4 protein-coding genes and 1 pseudogene are annotated in these 18,269 nt (G+C 72.5%); 4 read left to right on the top strand and 1 reads right to left on the bottom strand.

Annotation, left to right across the window (positions count from 1 at the left end):
• The first annotated feature begins 37 nt into the window (after nt 1-37).
• The 4 genes from Vau01_RS60565 (at nt 38) to Vau01_RS60550 (ending at nt 17,645) form a co-directional block, all read left to right on the top strand.
• Nucleotides 38-13,858 (top strand): Tc toxin subunit A-related protein, encoded by a 13,821-nt coding sequence (locus tag Vau01_RS60565; RefSeq protein ID WP_204013698.1) that lies wholly within the window; start codon nt 38-40, stop codon nt 13,856-13,858.
• 21 nt (nt 13,859-13,879) lie between these two features.
• A complete protein-coding gene (locus Vau01_RS60560) occupies nt 13,880-16,081 on the top strand; it encodes a hypothetical protein (protein ID WP_204013694.1) in 2,202 nt (733 codons plus the stop codon).
• 162 nt (nt 16,082-16,243) lie between these two features.
• Nucleotides 16,244-17,191 (top strand): C45 family autoproteolytic acyltransferase/hydrolase, encoded by a 948-nt coding sequence (locus Vau01_RS60555; RefSeq protein ID WP_204013691.1) that lies wholly within the window; start codon nt 16,244-16,246, stop codon nt 17,189-17,191.
• 52 nt (nt 17,192-17,243) lie between these two features.
• Nucleotides 17,244-17,645 (top strand): hypothetical protein, encoded by a 402-nt coding sequence (locus Vau01_RS60550; protein ID WP_204013688.1) that lies wholly within the window; start codon nt 17,244-17,246, stop codon nt 17,643-17,645.
• Nucleotides 17,646-17,701: 56 nt separating this feature from the next.
• Here the strand turns inward: Vau01_RS60550 and Vau01_RS60545 are convergent.
• A pseudogene (locus Vau01_RS60545) lies at nt 17,702-18,269 on the bottom strand (hypothetical protein); the annotation flags it as partial.

The following is an 18,269-nucleotide window of genomic DNA, read 5'->3' as shown; positions in this document are numbered from 1 at the left end:
CGGTGACACCCCGACGCCGGACACCTCAGGAGGACACATGCACCCGGACGGCTCCCTGCCCAGCTACGACTCGCTGTTCGGCGACCTCGACTTCCGGCCCGTGGACGAGTCGCTGTCGGTGTACTCACCGGCGGCCTATCTCGCCGACCTGATCGGGCTCGCCGACGAGCCCGCGGGCGCCGCGGGCTTCGGCGAGCGCCGGCCGGACGTCGCCGAGGTCCTGCGCGACCTCCGCGACGGCTACGCCGACCTGCCGTACCTCGACATCGTCAACGAGGTCCTCGCCGGCCGGCTCGCGGAGGGCGGCAGCGCCGAGGCGTTCACGCTGCTCGCCCGGGAGCGGTTCCCGTTCGCGGCGCCGTTCTCCCTCGGCGACGAGCGGCTGCGGCAGCTCCTGCGCGAGCTGCACGTCGACCCGGTCGAGCTGTACCGGCGCTTCGCGCCGCGGCCCGACCCGGACGTGGTGGCGCGGGAGTACCTGGGCCTCACGGCGGCCGACGTGGCGGTGGTGACCACGGTCCTCGCCGACGGCCCCGAGCTGCGCGCGTGCTACCACCTCGACGACGCCACCGACGCGTTCGTGGAACTGGCCGACGTCGACCGGTTCCGCCACGCCACCGGGCTCGACGCGGCCGAGCTGTGGGAGCTGCTGTACGGCGCGCTCGGCGCGGCGGAGTATGCGGCGGCGGAGCACGCGGCAGCGGCTGACTTCTTCGTCCACCGCGACGGGGTGGTGTCGCTCACCCCGGACGCGCGGCGGCTGGTGTACGCCGGGGGCGCCGAGCCCGTACCGGTCGCCTGGTTCGACCGGGTGAACCGGTTCGTCCGGCTGGCCCGCCGGCTCGGAATGTCCTTCGTGGACCTGGAGCTGGTGCTGCGGACCTGCGCCGGGAACCGGATCGACCGGCCGGCGCTGCGGGCCGTCGCGGCGTTGGTCCACCTGCACCGCACGCTCGAACTGCCGCTCGACGTGGTGGCGAGCCTGGTGGCGCCGATCGAGACCCGCGGCGTCGGCGACCCGGCCGGGAGCGCATCGGCGGCCGCCCCGCGCGACCTGTTCAACCGGGTGTTCAACGTCGCGTTCGTCCCCGTCGAGGGGTCGGTGCTGCGCGGCCCCGGCCACCTGCCGCCGGACTACGCCGACCGGCCCGAGCTGCGTTGCACCGGCGACATCCGGTCCGCGGCGAACGCGGACTACCGCCGCCGGGTGGCGGCCGCGGTGGGCCTGGCCGAACGCGACGTGGCGGCGGTCGTCACCCGGTACCGCGAGCGCGGCGTGACCGGGTACTTCGACCGCATGGACACCGGCCTCGACGAGCTGTCCCTCCTGCACCGGATCGGCCGGCTCACCGCCGCGCTGGGCATCTCCGTCGCCGACCTGTTCGGCGTGCTCGACGCGCTGGCCGCCGACCCGTCGATCACGCGGTTCAACCGGTTCCCCGTCCTCGTCGACACCGGCGGGTCGGATGCCGTGGCCGCGCCGGGATACGACCGCATCCTGGCCGGGGCCAGTGCCGGTGCCGGGGCCGGGGCCGGGGCCGGGGCGAGCCTCTGGCTGCTGCAGACGCTGTGCGCCGTGGTGCGGTGGATGCAGGACACCGGCCTGTCCGCCGCGGACCTGGCCGGCATCCTCGGCGGCGGCGCCGACCTCGGTGTCGGCGACGGGGCGGCCGACGATGCGGCCGACCGGGCCGTCCTCGACAGCCTGCGCGAGCAGTTCGCCGCGATCGAACCCACCGCCGGGATGTTCCGGTCGGAGCGGTTCGGCGACCGGGCGGCGCAGGTCATCCACGACGTCGTGGCCGGAGCCGCAGGTGGGAGCGGCCGGCTGCTGCGCGTCGACCCGGAGCGGGTGACCGGCACGGCGCACGCCGCCCTCGCCGAACTCGCGGCGGTCGCCGCCAACGACTTCCTCGGCCTCGGGCTGTCCGAGCGCCTGACCAACAAGATCTACACGAACCTCACGGTCACCGGTCACCTCGGCGCGGGCGGCGCGGTGATGGCCGCGCGGGTCCCGGAGGCCGCCGCCGACCTGCGCCTGACCGGCGACTTCGGCGCGCACCGCGACGAGCTGTTCGACCTCGTCGGCAAATTCTGCACCGGCGTCGCTGACGGCGAGCCGGTCTCCTTCTTCCCGTCGGACCTCGCGACGCTGTCGGATCTGACCGACGCCGGGCGCGCCGAGCTGTACGACAACCTGGTCTTCAACGGCCACCTCACCGCCGACGGCGCCGTCGTGACGCCCGCGTTCTTCACCGAGCCCGCGAACCGGACGGCGTTCGCCGTCGACGTCGACCTCGCCGACGTCGTCGCCGACGTGTACGAGCTGCTGCGCGACCGGCTCGCCCGCTTCACGGGCGACCCGCAGCGGCCCGCGCTCGATCCAGCCATCTTCGCGGCGCTCCCGCTCGGCGACGAGCAGCGCGCCCGCCTGATCGACAGCCTGCGGTTCAACGGTCACCTGGACGCCGACGGCCGGTACGCCGACCCGGCCGGCCTGATCGGGCTGGCGCCGGCGGAGCTGAGCCTCGCCGCCGAGTTCCACCCGTACCGCCGCCAGGTCATGGACGCCGTGCGGGCCGAACTCGCCGAGGCGCGCACCCGCGCGTACACGATCGGCCCCGACGACCTGCGTGACCTCGCCGACGCGGCCATCGCGCGGCGGGTCGTCGCCCTGCTCGCAGGGCGTCATCTGCGCGCGGGCCGGCTCACCGGCGAGACCGCCGACCGGCTGGCCGACCCGGACGCGACGCTGGACCTGGCCGGGTTCACGCCGGAGGAGAACGCTACGATCGCATACCAGCTCCGGGTGATCCTGGCCGACGCCCGGCCGTACCGGCTGGACCCGGCCGACCTCGCCGCGCTCGGCTTCAGCCCCGACGAGCGCCGCCGCCTGGTCGCCCAACTCCTCGACGACGGGCACCTCACCGGCACGCTCGCCGTCGCGCCGGACCGGATCGCGTACTTCGCGTACGCCCCGAACGCGGCGGACTTCACCCTCCCCGGGCTGACCGACTTCAACCGGGACCTCTTCCTCCTCCTGCACGCCGTGGCGACCGAACTCGACGCCGCCACCGCCGAGATCGCCGGGGTGCTGGCCCACCTCGTGACCGGGCAGCGCGCCGTCCTGCTCGCCGCGCTCCGCGACGGTCTCGGTGCCCCGCCGACCACGATCGAGGCGATCTGCACGGCCGTCGCGGGCGGTGCGGACCGCGCCCTCGACCTCTTGGTCGCGCCCGCGCTCGACGACCCGGCCGCCGCTGCGGTGGACCCCGGTCTGCGCCGGGCCCTGCGCCGGATGCGCGGGTTCGCCCGGTTCGCCACGGCCCTGAACCTCGACGCCGACGAGGTCCGCCTCGCGTTCCGCGACCAGGACCTGACCGGCAAGTTTCCGGAGCCGCTCGCGCTGCCCGCGGGCGTCGACCGGATCGACGCGCTGCTCGACAGCGCCGACGGCACCGTGTACGTGTTCCACGGCGCCGACGTCTGGGTGTACTCCGCCACCACCCACGCGCTGGTCGAGGAGGAGCCGCGGGAGTTCGCCGACCTGTCCCCGGCGCTGGGCGTGCTCGTCGGGGTCGACGCCGCCTTCACCGACGCCGCGGGCGCCGAGTGGATCGTCGGCCGGGACGCGGCCGGTGCGGCGCACACGTTCGTCCGGGAGCCCGGCCACCCCCGGTGGCTGCGCCGCGTGCACGAGTGGGGTGTGGTGACCAACGCCTTCGACGACCCGGTCCGCGTCGACGCCGCGTTCGTCGACGACGGCGGGCGCACCTACCTGTTCCACCGCGACCAGTACGTCCGGTACTCCGGCGACGACCACACCCACGTCGACGAGGGGTATCCGCGGCCGATCAGCGCGTGGGCGGAGACCGAGCGGCGCACGGCGCCGCTGCCGGGCCGGTTCGCCACGGCGCTGGACGCCGCGTTCCACGGCCGCGACGACACCACCTACCTCTTCGCCGGTGACAGCTTCCTGCCGCTGCGCGACGGCGCCGCCGCGCAGCCGGTCGCGGGTACGTGGGGGACGGCCGCCAACGCGCTCGCCGGCGCCGGACGGGTCGACGCCGCGTACGTGGACGGGTCGGCGCTGTACGTGTTCGCCGGCAACCAGGTGACCCGCTACTCCGCCGGCGTCGAGTCGGTCGGCCTGTGCGCCGACGACGGGTACCCGCAGCGGATCGAGACGCATCTCGGTGACGTACCGGCCGAGTTCGAGGGTGGCGTGGAGGCGGCCTTCGCCGACCGCTCCCGCGTGGTGCACCTGTTCAAGGACGGCCGGACGGTCGCGCTGCGCGACGGTACCGCCGGCGGGTTCGTCAGCGGCGAAATCCTCACCCCCGGCCGTAGCTCCGTCGCGACCGCGCACCGGTGGGGCCGGCTGGAGCCGGTGCTGCCGGGCGGCACCGTCGACGCGGCGCTGGTCGGCATGGACGGTCGGACCTACCTGTTCAGCGGCGACCGGTACGTGCGCTACAGCGGCGCGGACTACTCCATCGTGGACGTCGGATACCCGCGGCGCGTCGCCGGGGACTGGGGCGGGCTGCGCCGCGTCGACGCCGCCTTCGTGCAGGACGGCGCGACCTACCTGTTCGGCGCCGCCGGGCTGCTGTTCGACGTCGCGGCCGGCCAGCACGCCGAGGCGCTGGACGCCGGTCGGCTGCCGTGGGACCTGCGCCAGCGGCTGCTCGCGCACGGCATCACGGTCGCCGACGACGCGACCGTGTCCGGCAGCGGCCCGGCGTGGGAACTCGTCGCGGAGCACGGCGTCCGGCTGGTGCTGCGCCGCACCGCGCAGCGCCTGGAGGTGCGCTGCGACCCGACCACCGAGATCGCCTTCCACGTGCGCTACTCGACCCGCGACTACGCGGCGGCCGACCCCGGCTACCCGCGGCCGGTGTCGGACAACTTCTGGAACCTGCCCGACGCGCTGGCCGCCGAGGGCGGCCCGTTCGCCCGCGTGGACGCCGTGCTCACCGGGCGGGACAACCGCACGTACCTGTTCTCCGGTGACCAGTTCATCGTGTTCGACAACAAGCGCCGCTGGTGGTCCGAGCCGCGGTCGCTGGACAAGCACTGGGACAGCGTGCCGTTCGAGTTCGACCGCGTCGATGCCGCGTTCGTCGGTGCCGACGACCGGACCTACCTGTTCTCCGGCAAGCGGTACGTGCGGTACTCCACCGCGGACTACACCCGCGTCGACGACCGGTATCCGGCGGCCGTGACCCCGTTCTGGGGCAACGTCGTCAACAACATCGCGCGCACCGGCCGGGTGGACGCGGTGCTCGTCACCGACGGCGGGGACGGGTCGACGTACACGTACCTGTTCTCCGGCGACCAGTTCGTCCGCTACACGCACCCGGCCGGCCCCGCCGCCGGGTCGGCGGTCGACCCGGCCGCCGACCCCGACGATCCCGGCACGGTCGACCTCGGCTACCCGCGCCGGCTCAGCGCACTGTCGCGGGAGCCGCGGCTGGGCAACCTGCGGGTCACGGTGGACAGCGTGTCGGCCGCGTTCGCCGACCGCGGCAGCGTGTACCTGTTCAGCGGCGACCGCTGCCACGTGGTGTCCGATGTGGACCATCGCCGCTACGACGACCTCGCCCTCGACGCGGTGGGCGGCGCGTTCGTCGAGGACGGCGCGGTCGTGGTGGAGCACCCGGACGGGTGGTACCGGTACAGCGCCCTGGAGGGGACGTCGGTCGGCCGGGAGAAGGTCCGGCCGCGGCTGCTGCGTGCGGTGCCGCCGGACCTGCGCACCGGCCTCGACGCGGTGCTGCGCGGCACCGACGGCAACACGTACCTGTTCCAGGGCACCACCTGCTTCAACGTCGACCTCGGCCGGGGCTACCCGCTCGCCGAGGAGTGGGGCCGGCCGCGCAACGCCGTCTACCACGACAGCGCCGTGGACGCCGCGTTCGTCGGGACGGACGGCCGCACGTACGTCTTCCGGGCCGACCAGTTCGTGGTGTACACCGGCGACACCTACCTCGACGCCGAGGTCGCGGGGGAACCCCGGGCGGTCGCCGAGCACTGGGGCGGGCTCACCCGGGTCGCTCTCGCGTACGTGCACGACGGTGTCACGTACCTGTTCGAGCCGCTCGACCCGACCGGTGCGATCCGCTACGTCGCCTACTCGGGCAGCGACTACGACCGGCCCGACGAGGGGTACCCGCGCACGACCGACGCCTCGTTCTGGGCGGTACCCGACGAGCACCGCCCCGCCGGGTTCACGCTGCCGCAGGCCGTGCTGCACAGCGGCAACAGCATGCTGCTGGTGACCGGCGGGACGTACCTGCAGCACAACGAGGTCACCGACACCTGGTCGCACGCGCGCCCGCTGGCGCGGCTATGGCCCGGCATCGGCCCGGTCGACGGGCTCACCACGGCGTTCACCGGTCGCGACGGCGCCACGTACTTCTTCCTGCGCGAGGAGTTCGTCCGCCACGACGGCCGGTCCGCGGGCGGCCGCGAGCCGATCCGCGCCCGGTGGGGCCGGACCCGCAACAACTTCCTCGCCCGCACCGGCGACGACGTCGTGGACGCCGCCGTCGTGCAGTGCGGCGTCACCTATCTGTTCTCGGGCGACCAGTACGTGCGCTACAGCGGCGCGGACTACCGCTACGCCGACCCGGGATACCCGAAGCGCATCGTCGGCAACATCCGGTCGGAGGAGGCGTTCGCCGCGCTGCCCGCGGCCGTCGAGGACGATCTCGCGGAGCGGTTCGCCGCCGGCAGCCGGTCGATGGTCGACGCGGCCGTCGCCGACGACCGCACCGTGTACCTGTTCGTCGGCCGCACCTGCCACGCGGTCTCCCGCGAGGTCACCGCGGCGTACGACGTCGGCATTCTCGGCCGGGTCCGCAACAGCGTCGCGGACACCGGGCGGGTCGACGCGGCGCTCGTCGCCGGCCAGCACACCTACCTCTTCTCCGGCGACCAGTACGTGCGCTACACCGGCGCCGACTACAGCCGCGTGGACGACGGGTACCCCCGCACCATCGCGGCCGGGCTGCCCGGCGAACTCGGTGTCGGCGCGTTGCCGGAGGAGTTCCACGACCGCATCGACGCGGCTTTCCAGGCCGGCGACGGCCGCACGTACCTGTTCTCCGGCGGGGACTGTCTGACCATTGTGGACGGTAAGGCCACCCGGACGCCGATCCGCGGGGCATGGGGCGTGGTGCGCAACGACTTCCGCACCGCGCGGGCCGGCCTCGACGCCGCGTTCGTCGCCGGCTCCGGCGAGCTGTACGCGTTCGCGGGTGGGCAGTACGTGCGGTACGTGCCCGGCACCCCGGCGACCGTCGAGCCCGGCTACCCGCGGCGGATCAGGGACAACTGGGGCGACCTGCCGGCGGAGTTCGAGAAGAACGGCGTGGACGGCGCGTTCCGGTTCGCCGGCCGCACCTACCTGGCCCGGGGCGGGGAGTACGTGCGCTACTCGGGCGAGCGCTACACCGCGGTCGACCGCACCTACCCGCAGCCGTTCCGGCACCGCTGGTGCGACGCGGCCGACTACCGCCTCAGCGACCTGTACACGATCGCGCGATTCGCGGCGCTGGCGCGGGCCCACCGCGACGCCGACGGCGGCCTCGCCACCTTCCTGCTGCCCGGGCCGCGCACCGTGGCGGACCCGTACCGTTACGTCGCCGACCTGTTCGGCTGGGACGTGGCGGAACTGAAGTGGTGCCGCCGGCACAGCATGCTGCTCGCCGGTGGCGCCGCGGGTGGGCCGGACGGCGCCGACGGGGACGTGCTGGAGCTGGAGTTCCTGCTGGCGCTCGCCGACCTGTTCGCGCTCACCGACCGGCTCGGCACCGGACCGTCCACCGTGTACACCGGCGTGTGGTCGCGCCTGCACGACTCCGACGGCGTCGACTCCGATGGCGATGGTGACGTCGACGCGGCCGACAGCGGCGGCGACGGCCCGGACGCCTGGCGCCGCGCCGACGCCGCGTGCCACGACGCGGCCGACGTGCTGCACGGCCTGCTCGGCCGCCGCAGCGGAGCGGAGCGGTGGCCGGTGCTCGCCCGCCAACTGCACGACGAGCTGAACCTGTGCAAGCGGGACGCGCTCGTCGCCACCGTGCTCGCGACCGAGGGCGGCACGCCGCGCGACCTGTTCGAGCGGTTCCTCCTCGACGTCGAGATGGGCGCCCGGGGCAGCACGTCACGGGTCCGCGAGGCGATCGCGGCGGCGCAGCTCTACCTGCACCGGTACCTGCTGAACCTGGAGGTGCCCGGCGGCGACGCGGCCACCCGGCAGCGGGTCAGGACCTGGTGGCGGTGGATGCGCAACTACCGCGTCTGGGAGGCCAACCGGAAGGTCTTCCTGTACCCGGAGAACTACCTGCGGCCGGAGCTGCGCCCGACGCGGACCCCCGCGTTCCGCGCGCTGGAGGGCGACCTGCTGCAGGGCGAGATCACCGGGGACGCGGTGGACCGCGCCTACCGGCGCTACCTCGACGAGTACACCGAGGTTTCCCGGCTGACCATCGCCGGCGGCTACGTGTACACCAAGGACCAGCTTCCGGACGGACCGCGCCGGCTGGTGCTGTTCGGCCGCACCAGGACCGACCCGCGCCGGTACTACCACCGGCGGGCCGAGTTCGCGAGCCGCGCGAACCTGTCGGCGTCGTGGGAGCCCTGGCAGCCGGTCGACCTGCGGATCGACGCGGACCACGTGCACCCCGTGCACGCCTTCGGCCGGGTGTTCGTCTTCTGGGCGGTGCCCGAGACGGTACCGGAGGACGCGCCGACCGGCACCGCCGTGGTGGCCCGCACCACCGCCGACCAGCAGGTGGTCTCGGGGCAGGGCCGGACCCAGCGGGTCCGCATCTGCTACTCGTTCCAGAACCTCAACCAGCAGTGGGTGCCGGCGCAGACGCTGGGCACCGGGGTCGCGGAGACGGGTACCGTCTCCGGCGCCACGCTGGTGGTCTCGCCGCGGATGAAGACCCCCGACCGGATGACGATCGTCGTGTCGTGCACCTACACGGTGACCGAACCGGCCGAGCCCGCCGCCGCGGCCGCCGAGCCGGTCGTCGGGCGGGCGGTCTTCGAGCTGAACCCCGAGTTGTACGCCGTCGACCTGCTCGCCACGGGTGACGTGGCTACCGCGGCTGAGACGGCCGCCGAGACCGCGGCCGCCGCGGCCCGCGAGTTCACCGCCGGACGCCTCTCGCGCGTCTTCGTCGACCCCGTGGACCCGGCCGACGTGGTGCGCTTCGACGACCCGACCGGCACGGAGTCCTGGTTCAGCGTCGACCACAAGGGCGGCAGCTTCCTCTGCCGTCCGGTCACGGTGGCGGACGCCGAGACGACCTGGCTGTCCCGGGCCGGCAACCGGGAGCGGGTGCCGCGGGTGGCACCGGTGGACGCCGCCGTGGAGGTGCCGGGCGGCGACCGGTACTTCTTCGACAACACCAACAAGGAGTACCGGTACTTCAAGGCCGGGGTCTCCCGCCCGACCAAGGCGGCGACCGGGACCCGGTGGGGCAGGGTGCCGACGGTCCTGGCCGCGGCGGGTGACGTGGACGCGGTACTCGTCCGCGGCACGTACACGTTCGTCCTGTCCGGCCCCGGGTACGTGCGGTTCACCGGCACGCCGTTCGGCGCCATCGACCGCGGCTACCCGCGCGACCTGGCCGGCAACGGCGACCTCCTGCCGAACTGGCCGCGGGTGGACGCCGCCTGCACCGGCCCGGACGGGGTCGAGTACTTCGTCGACCACGGCTACACCTGGCCCGACGGCACCACCGGCCGCTTCGTGACCTCGGCGGACCTCGGCACGGACCGCCCGCTCGCGGAGTTCTGGACCCTGGTGGGCGGGCCCGAAGGGTTCACCACCCTCGTCACCGGTCTCCTGACCGACACCGCCGCGTTCCTCGTGGCCCGCGACGGCGACGCGTACTCGTACGCCCGCTACACGCGCGGCCAGGAGGACCCGTGGACGATGGACGAGGGGTACCCGCGCCCGCTGGCGGAAGCTGACGAGGACGGCCTGCCGGCCGACCTCACGTTCGCCGCGGCGGTCTGGCGGAACGGTACCGCGTACTACTTCGACAACGACGAGGCGCAGTACCACGAGATCGTCCCGGGCCGCGCGCGCACGACCCGCCCGACCTACGCGACGACCGCCCTCGCCACCTCGCAGATCGTCGACGCCGCCTGGGTCGGTCGCAGCGGTCCGGACCGCTGGCTGTTCCTCGCGTCGGGGGACACGTACGTCCGGTACGCCCTCGGCGCGAACGGGGCGGTGCCCGACCTCATCGACGCGGAGTACCCCGCGGACCTGCCGCAGCCGATCAACACCGTGCTGACCCGCGGCGACGTGGTGTACGTCTTCTGCAGCGACGGGTACGCCCGCCTGGACGCGGCCGGGGAGCCGTCCGACCTGCCGGCCGACCCGGCGCAACTGCTGCCGATCGCCGGCGCGTGGGGGGACCTGCCGCGCGGCGGGTCGTCACCGTTCGACGCCGCGCTGGACAGCGGCCCGGACCTGTTCCTGTTCGTCGGCGACACGTACGCGCGGTTCGACCAGACGTCGTCGGTGCCCCGGCCGTACGAGGTGGCCTCCCTGCCCTTCGAAATCATCCGGCTGACCACCGGCACCGCGTCGGCGCTGAACCGCCGGCTGCTCTCCGGCGGGGTGCCGGCGCTGCTCGACCTGTCCACCCAGGAGACCGACGAGGTCGAGGTCGTCCCGGCGGCCGACGACCCGACCGCGGCCGACGACCCGACCGCCACGACCACCACCGACGCGACCGCGGCCGACGGGGTGATCCTGGTCCGGGGCGACCTGGTCGACGCCAGCCGCCTGCCGACCGGGTCGCACCTGGACTTCCGCAGCGCCAACGGCCTGTACTACTGGGAGATCTTCTTCCACGCGCCCCTGCTGATCGCGCAGGCGCTCAACAGCGCCCAGCGCTTCGAGGACGCGCGCCGCTGGTACGAGTACGTTTTCGACCCGACCAACCCCGGCTCGTACTGGCGGTTCCTGCCCTTCCTCGCGGTCGATTTGCCGGCGCTGACCGCGGCGCTGCGCCGCGACGAGGCCCTGGTCCGCGATCTGGGCCTGCCCGCCGACGACCTGTCGGCGGCGCTGGTGCCGGTCCTCGACGCCCTGCGGACCCTGGCCGTGCCCGCCGCGCAGAACCGCGGGCCCGTCACCGACGCGGAGCGGGCGGCGCTACTCGCGGTCGCCACCCCGGCGACGCACGCGCCGGTCGCCGCCGCGGTGGCCGCCCTGGCGGCCCGGCCGGACCTCACCGCGGCCCAGGCCGCGGCCGTCGCGGGCCTGCGCGAGCGCACGCTCATGGTGGCCGGGGTGACCCGGCAGTTCGACCTGCTCGGCGACCAGGAGGCGCTGCTGAAGGCGTACCGGGACAACCCGTTCGACCCGCACGCGATCGCCGACCTGCGTCCGGTGGCCTACCGGCGGGCGGTGGTCATGGGCTACATCGACAACCTGCTCGACTGGGGTGACCTGTTGTTCCGCCAGTACACCCCGGAGAGCGTCGACGAGGCGCGGATGCTGTACGTCCTCGCCCACGACCTGCTGGGCGAGCGGCCCGAAAAGCTCGGCACGTGGCTGCCGCCGGGCGGCCTGCCCGCCGGGCCGGGCGCCGAGCCCGCCGCCGAGCCCGCCGCCGAGCCCGCCGCCGAGCCCGCCGCCGAGCCCGCCGCCCGCGACCTGGTCGACCTCCTGACCAGCGGCGGTGCCATGGTGACCGGCGCCGGCGCCGTGCACGCGGGCGTGACCAACGCCGGCTTCCACATCCCCGGCAACACTGTCCTCGACGAGTACTGGGTCCGGGTCGCGGACCGGCTGCACAAGATCCGGCAGTCCCTGAACATCATGGGGATCGCCCAGCCGCTGCCGCTGTTCGAGCCACCGGCCGACCCGATGGCGCTGGTCCGCAGCGTCGCAACCGGTGGCGGGGCGGACGAGGTGGTGCCGGCCGGTGCGACCGCCGTCCCGCACTACCGCTTCGCGTTCGTGTACCGCAAGGCGCAGGAGCTGGTCGACCGGCTGCGGCAGCTCGGCGGCGACCTGCTCAGCGTGCTGGAGCGTGGCGACGCCGAGGAGCTGAGCCTGCTCCAGGGCCGGCAGCAGCGGGAGATCCTGACGATGACCCGGGCGATCCGGGACGCGCAGGTCCGCGTCGCGGAGGAGAACCTGGTCGAGCTGACCGCCGGCCAGGCCGCGGCGCGCGACCGGGTGACCCACTACGAGGCGCTGCTCGCCGGCGGCATGTCGGCGCTCGAACAGGCCCAGCTCAACAAGATGTCCACGGCCGCGGACTCCCACCTGGCGGCCGGCGTGCTCAAGGTCGCGGCCGGCATCGCGTTCGCCGTCCCGCAGTTCTACGCCGGCCCGTTCATCATCGGCACCGACACCGGCGGGCGGCAGCTCGGCGACTCGCTGGACAAGGCGGCCGAGACCGCCGAGTCGTTCGGCGAGGCGTTCAGCATGATCGGCGAGGTGCTGGGCATCCAGGCCCAGCACGAGCGGCTGACGGAGGACTGGAACCTGCAGCTCACCACCGCCCGCAGCGACGTCGTCCAGCTCGGGCACCGCGTCGCCGGTGCCGTCCAGCAGGTCGCCGTGGCCCGGCGCGAGGCGGAGATCCTGGACCGGGAGATCGCGCACAACGAGTCGGTCGCCACGTTCATGAAGGACAAGTTCAGCACCGCCGAGCTGTACGGGTGGATGTCCGGGACGCTGTCCGGGCTGTACTTCCAGGCGTACCACCTGGCGTACGAGATGGCGCGCGCGGCCGAGCGGGCGTTCCAGTTCGAGCGCGGGCTGCCCGCGGGCGAGGCGACCTCGTTCATCCGCCCGGCGTACTGGCAGAGCCGACGCGGCGGCCTGCTCGCCGGCGACACCCTCGGGCTGGACCTGGAACGGCTCGGCCGGGCGTACCTGGACACCGGCGGCCGCGGCATGGAGATCACCCGTCAGCTCTCGCTGCGGGAGCTGGACCCGCTCGCGCTGCTGCGGCTGCGCGACGCCGGAAGCTGCGAGTTCGCGCTCACGGAGGCGCTGTTCGACCAGGACTTCCCGGGTCACTACCGGCGCCAGATCCGCACCGTGACCGTCATGTTCCTCGACGCCGAGGGCCAGCCGCTGGCGGTCAACGCGACGCTCACCCAGCTCGGGCACCGGACCGTGCTGGAGGCGGACCCCCAGGCCGTGAAGCACCTGCTGGATCCGCAGGGCGCGGCGCCGGCAACGGTACGCAGCGACTGGCGCGCCAGCCAGCAGATCGCGCTGTCCCAACCCGACGGCGGACGGGAGAACAACGGACTGTTCGAGTTGCGCTTCGACGACGACCGTTACCTGCCGTTCGAGGGCACCGGCGCGGTGTCGCGCTGGCGGCTGTCCCGCAGCCGCCGGGCGGTGCCGGGCCTGTCCGACATCGTGTTCACGGTCAAGTACACCGCCGAGCAGGGTGGCGAGATCTTCGCCAACACGGTCCGGGGCATGCTGCGCCCCCAGCCCGCCGCGCGCCTGTTCGACGTGGCGCGTGAGTTCCCCGCGCAGTGGGAGGAGTTCCTGGCCGACGACCGGCCCGCCCTGGTCCTGCCGTTCAGCGCCGACATGTTCCCCGACCTGGCCGGATACCAGATCAGCGGGGTGGGCGCGACGTACGAGCTGGCGAACGGCGCCGCCACCCGCCTGCTGCTGGGTGGCGACCCGGAACAGGCGCTGTCCGAGTCGACGGTGCTGCCCACCCCGGGTCTCGCGCTGCGCGCGAACGCGCCGTCGGTGTGGCGGTTCACGGTGGAGGGCGCGAAGGAGAACCTCCGCAACGTCGGCCTCGTGCTGACCTACCAGGCCCACGTCCAGTAACCCGGAAACGGAGCATCAGCCATGAGCACAGCGATAAGGCGGGACCGGGCCGGATCGGGCGCCGCCGTCATGAAGCGCCCGGCGCCGAACCAGGGCCAGCAGGCCAACCAGGGCCAGCCGGCGAATCAGGGGCAGCCGGCGATCACGGTGCCGTCCGGCCAGGTGCCGACCACGTCGCCCCCGCCGGGGCGCAACCGCAGCAACTCGACCGAGGCGGTCGTCGTCAAGACCAAGCGGCCGCAGGGTCCGCCCGTCCCGGTTCCGGGCGTGGCGCAGTCACCCGTACCGATGCCGGCGGGGGACCCGCTGTCGGCGGACTACATCACCGCGTGCCTGAAGGATCTCAAGAAGGGGGTTGTCGACACGAGCCGGGCGGCCATCGACTGGCTGCGCATGGAACGCCCGGACCGCCAGAAGGAGCGGTTCACGGCCATGATCGAGTGGATCGACGCGATCATGAGGAATCCCGACGTGGTGACGAAGCTCCGGCTCGAGCAACCGGACTTCCTCGCGCTGCTCCTCGCGATCGCCAACGACATCACCGTGTACGGGCTGAACCCGCGCGCGGACTGGCTCGGCAACATGCTGGCGAGCGTCGGTGACAGTTCCGAGGTGGCCGAGGGCCTTCTCGCGGGCTGTTGGAGCACCTTCGATCCGCCCGGGAGCCTGGACCCGAAGTTCAATTCATGGATCACGAGGAATCTTGATGTCACGCGCCTCAACGGGTCCAAGCGCGGCCTTGCCGCGCTCGCCTACAACCTGTTCTGGAACGCCGGCGAGTTCGGAACCGTCAGCAAAATGATCGAGAAGGGCGTCGACGTCCTGCAGCCGGCGATCGTGAGCGTCACCGCCAGGGCGAAGCACGAGGAGGACGGGGTGTTCAGCGGCTTCGTCCAGCCGATCGCGCACGTGCTGGCCGAGTACATGCGACCGGTGGGACTGCAGAAACGGACTCAGCGGACACCCGCCGAGCAGAAGGAGTTGGACCTGTACCGCAAGGATCGGGTCGACGGCGCCACGGACGCGCTCGCCGCGATCGGCAAACTGCCGGATCCGCCGATCCAGACCGACTACGAGGAGGTCGAGAAGAGCGGGCTGGTCCGGATGATCCGCGACCGGCCCGGGATGATCTGGGGCTTCGAGAGCATGCGCCTTCCGTACGTCCGGGCGGCGCACCACACGGAGGTCGGGCAACGGCCGTTCCGGATGATCGAGATCTTCGACGGGGTCCGGCCGGTGCTCAACAGGGCGAACTACGAGAAGCTGATCGCCGATCCCGCGACGACCATTCCCCTCATGGTCGAGGAGGGAGTCAAGACGATCCGCGCCTGCTTCGCGGCCAGGCCGAAACTGTACGCCGGACACCAGACCGAGGAGTTCATCCAGGAGTACCGGCGGCAGTGCACCGAGTTCCTCACGTTCCTGTCCACCCGGCCGCCGTCGGCGAAGTTCGTGACCGCGCGGGACGGCGGTCAGGACCTCGGCAAGCACCTCGGTTCGTTCGCGTGCAAGATGGGCCTGTGGTGGTCGCTGAACGCGAACCCGCCGAAGCCGGTCTACTACTGCCTCGACGGCGTGAAGATCGACGACGTGGTGAACTACAAGACGTTCAAGACCAAGGCGATCAACGCCTCCCTCACCGCCGGTAAGCCGGCCCACGCCGAGGTGATCACGCTGGCCGAGATCCGGGAGATCCTGATGCACTGGGACGACCTGAGCAAGGTCGTCACCTTCGTCCGAAAGGGGGAGGTCGTCACGCCCGAGGAGGAGAAGAAGATCATGGCCGCGGCGCAGTCGCTCAAGGATGCCGACAGCAAGGCTCCACCCCGGACGGCGCCGACGTGGAACGTGTTCCGCAACCAGCTCGACCCGCTGAAACTCGACCCGAACTTCCTGACGTCGACCAACAACCGGGACCTGATGCGCATCGCCGCCGCCGCGGACCTCCTCCGGATGTCGGCCGGCGCGCCCACGCCGCAGGTGCTCGCCGAGTGCCTGCGGCGCAGCAGCGACGGATCGGGCCCGTGCGAGGCTCTGTACCAGCACGGGCTCCTGCCCGTGGACTTCCCGGGCGGCTTCGAGAAGATGCTCGCCGAGACGAACCCGGCCCGGCGCTGGGCTCTCGCCGAGGATCTGAAGTCGATACTCAACAGCCGGAACGTGTGCGACCACCTCAAGAAGCCCCTGCTGGACGCGATCACCCGGTTCGAGCGCGTCAAATGATAGGCCGGCCCACTTCCGACCGTGGATTCCCGCCGGGCGATCACCGGCGCCCACCTCGTCGCCCTGGTCCGCTCCGGGGCCAAATGGCGGCCACCTGGTGATTCACCCCGCAATTAGCTAGGTTGCCCTCACCTCGGCCGATTCTCACAGGGAGTGGCAGCCGTGCGGCAAGAACACAAGACCTTCCAGGCGATCGAGGTCGGCGACGGCGGCGACGGGCGGTGGGCCGCCTACGCCCGGACCCTGTGGCAGGAGATGGAGGGCCTGCTGACCGAGGAGGGCCGGACTCCGCAGGGCGCGGACCGTGTTCGGGCGCTGTTCCGTACGCACATGCCGGAACTGGTCCCGGTTCTGGATCGCCTGGCCGGCCAACTCGACCGGCCCGAGGCGGAAGCCTTCCTCACCCACGCGGCACTGCGGCCGTTCACCCAGTCCTGCACCCAGATCGGCCAGAACGGCACTCTGCTGCGCAACTACGACCTACGGCCCGATCAGTGCGAAGGGACCATCGTCTCCTCCTGCTTCCTGCGCCCCGTGATCGGGATGCAGGACATGCTGTGGGGCTTGCTGGACGGGATGAACGACGCCGGTCTCGCGGTCTCGCTCACCTGGGGCGGACGTTCCGCCTACGGACGCGGCTTCGCCATTCTCGTCGTGGTGCGCTACCTGCTGGAGACGTGCGACACCGTCGATGAGGCGGTCGGCAGGCTGCGGTCCCTGCCGGTCGCCGTCCCCCAGAACCTCACCCTTGTCGATCCCACCAAGGCGGTGACGGTGTTCGTGGGGCCGGATATGTCACCGACGGTGGCGCCGGATGCCTGCGCCGCCAACCACCAGCACCTGCCGGTGACCGACGAGCAGGAGCGTGCCCTGCGGACGCAGGAGCGGCTGCGCGCCATTCGCGCCGCGGGTGCGGACGACGTGGCGGCGATGCTGAAGCCGCCGCTGTACCAATCCGTCGACGAGCAGGGGTCGAGAACGCTCTACACAGCCCACTACCGGCCCGTCGAGGGCCGTGTGACGTACTACTGGCCCGGTGAGTCCTGGCAACAGTCCTTCGGCGACTTCACACCCGGATCCCGCACCGTGACCTTGGGCCGGACCAGCTGAGAGGCTTTCCGGACCCCTGCTGACCCTGCATGACGGTCCGTCCAGTGGCTCGATGTTGGTGATCGCTCTCGTCAGCAGCCGGATCGCGCCCTGCCTCTCGCCGATCCGGGAGAACGACCCGCGGGGCAACTATTCCCGCGGCGCGGACGCGAGCAGTACGGCGTCCCAGATCTGGATCACGAACGACACCAGCGGCGGAAGCCACCAGGCGCTGCAGTGGTCCACCAACGTCGACGAGGGCGGGTTCCCGTTCACGGTCGACTCGGGCCCGACGCCGGTGCTGTGGCTCGCAGTCTTCACGGACGGGACGCTGCACGCGAACACCACGACGAACACGAGCGAGTACGTCCCGCTGAACGCGTCGGTGCCGATGAACGCCTGGTCGACCGTCAGCTCGGCGGGCAACAGGCCCAGCGGCGACCAGGTACTCATCGACGACGTCTCGTTCAGCTGACCGGGGCCACCCGGTCGGCTGCCCTGGACGGGCTGAACCGGCCGGGTGGCACGGGATCAGTACGCGTTCAGCTCGAAGTCGTCGACGGAGAACCGGGTGGGCAGCGATGCGTCCTGCCAGCTCGACAGCAACACTCTGACCGTGCGCCCGGCGAGCCTCGAGGCATCGATGGTCACCTGCTGGTACCCGTTCGTCGGCTTGTCGCTGGTCCAGTACGCCAACTGGTACTCCCGCCCGTCAGTCTGGGCGTCCAGCCGGAGGAGGTCGTTCTCCTCGGTCGGCTGCCACTCCGTCGTTTCGACGCGCAGCCAGAAGCTCAGCGTCACGAACGGGCATCCGGTCGGCACGGTCACCGTCTGCGAAATCATCTCGTAATCGGCGCGGTGATTCGCGAACAGCACGTTCGACGTGCCGGTGCGGGCGTCCGTCCGCTGCGCGATCACGCCCGGCGACGGCGCCCAGTTCGCCTCACCGGACTCGAAGCCGGAGTTGAGGAACTGGTTCCCGGGGTTGGTGCACGACGGGCTGTGGATGGCCAGGGTGAAGGTGACCGAGCGGGTCGCCGTGGTTCCGATGCCGGTGATGGTGACGGTGTGCAGGCCCAAGGGTGCGGTGGGCGTGGTG

This window comes from Virgisporangium aurantiacum (assembly GCF_016863635.1).
GTDB lineage: Bacteria > Actinomycetota > Actinomycetes > Mycobacteriales > Micromonosporaceae > Virgisporangium > Virgisporangium aurantiacum.
This window is presented reverse-complemented; position numbering and strand designations above follow the sequence as displayed.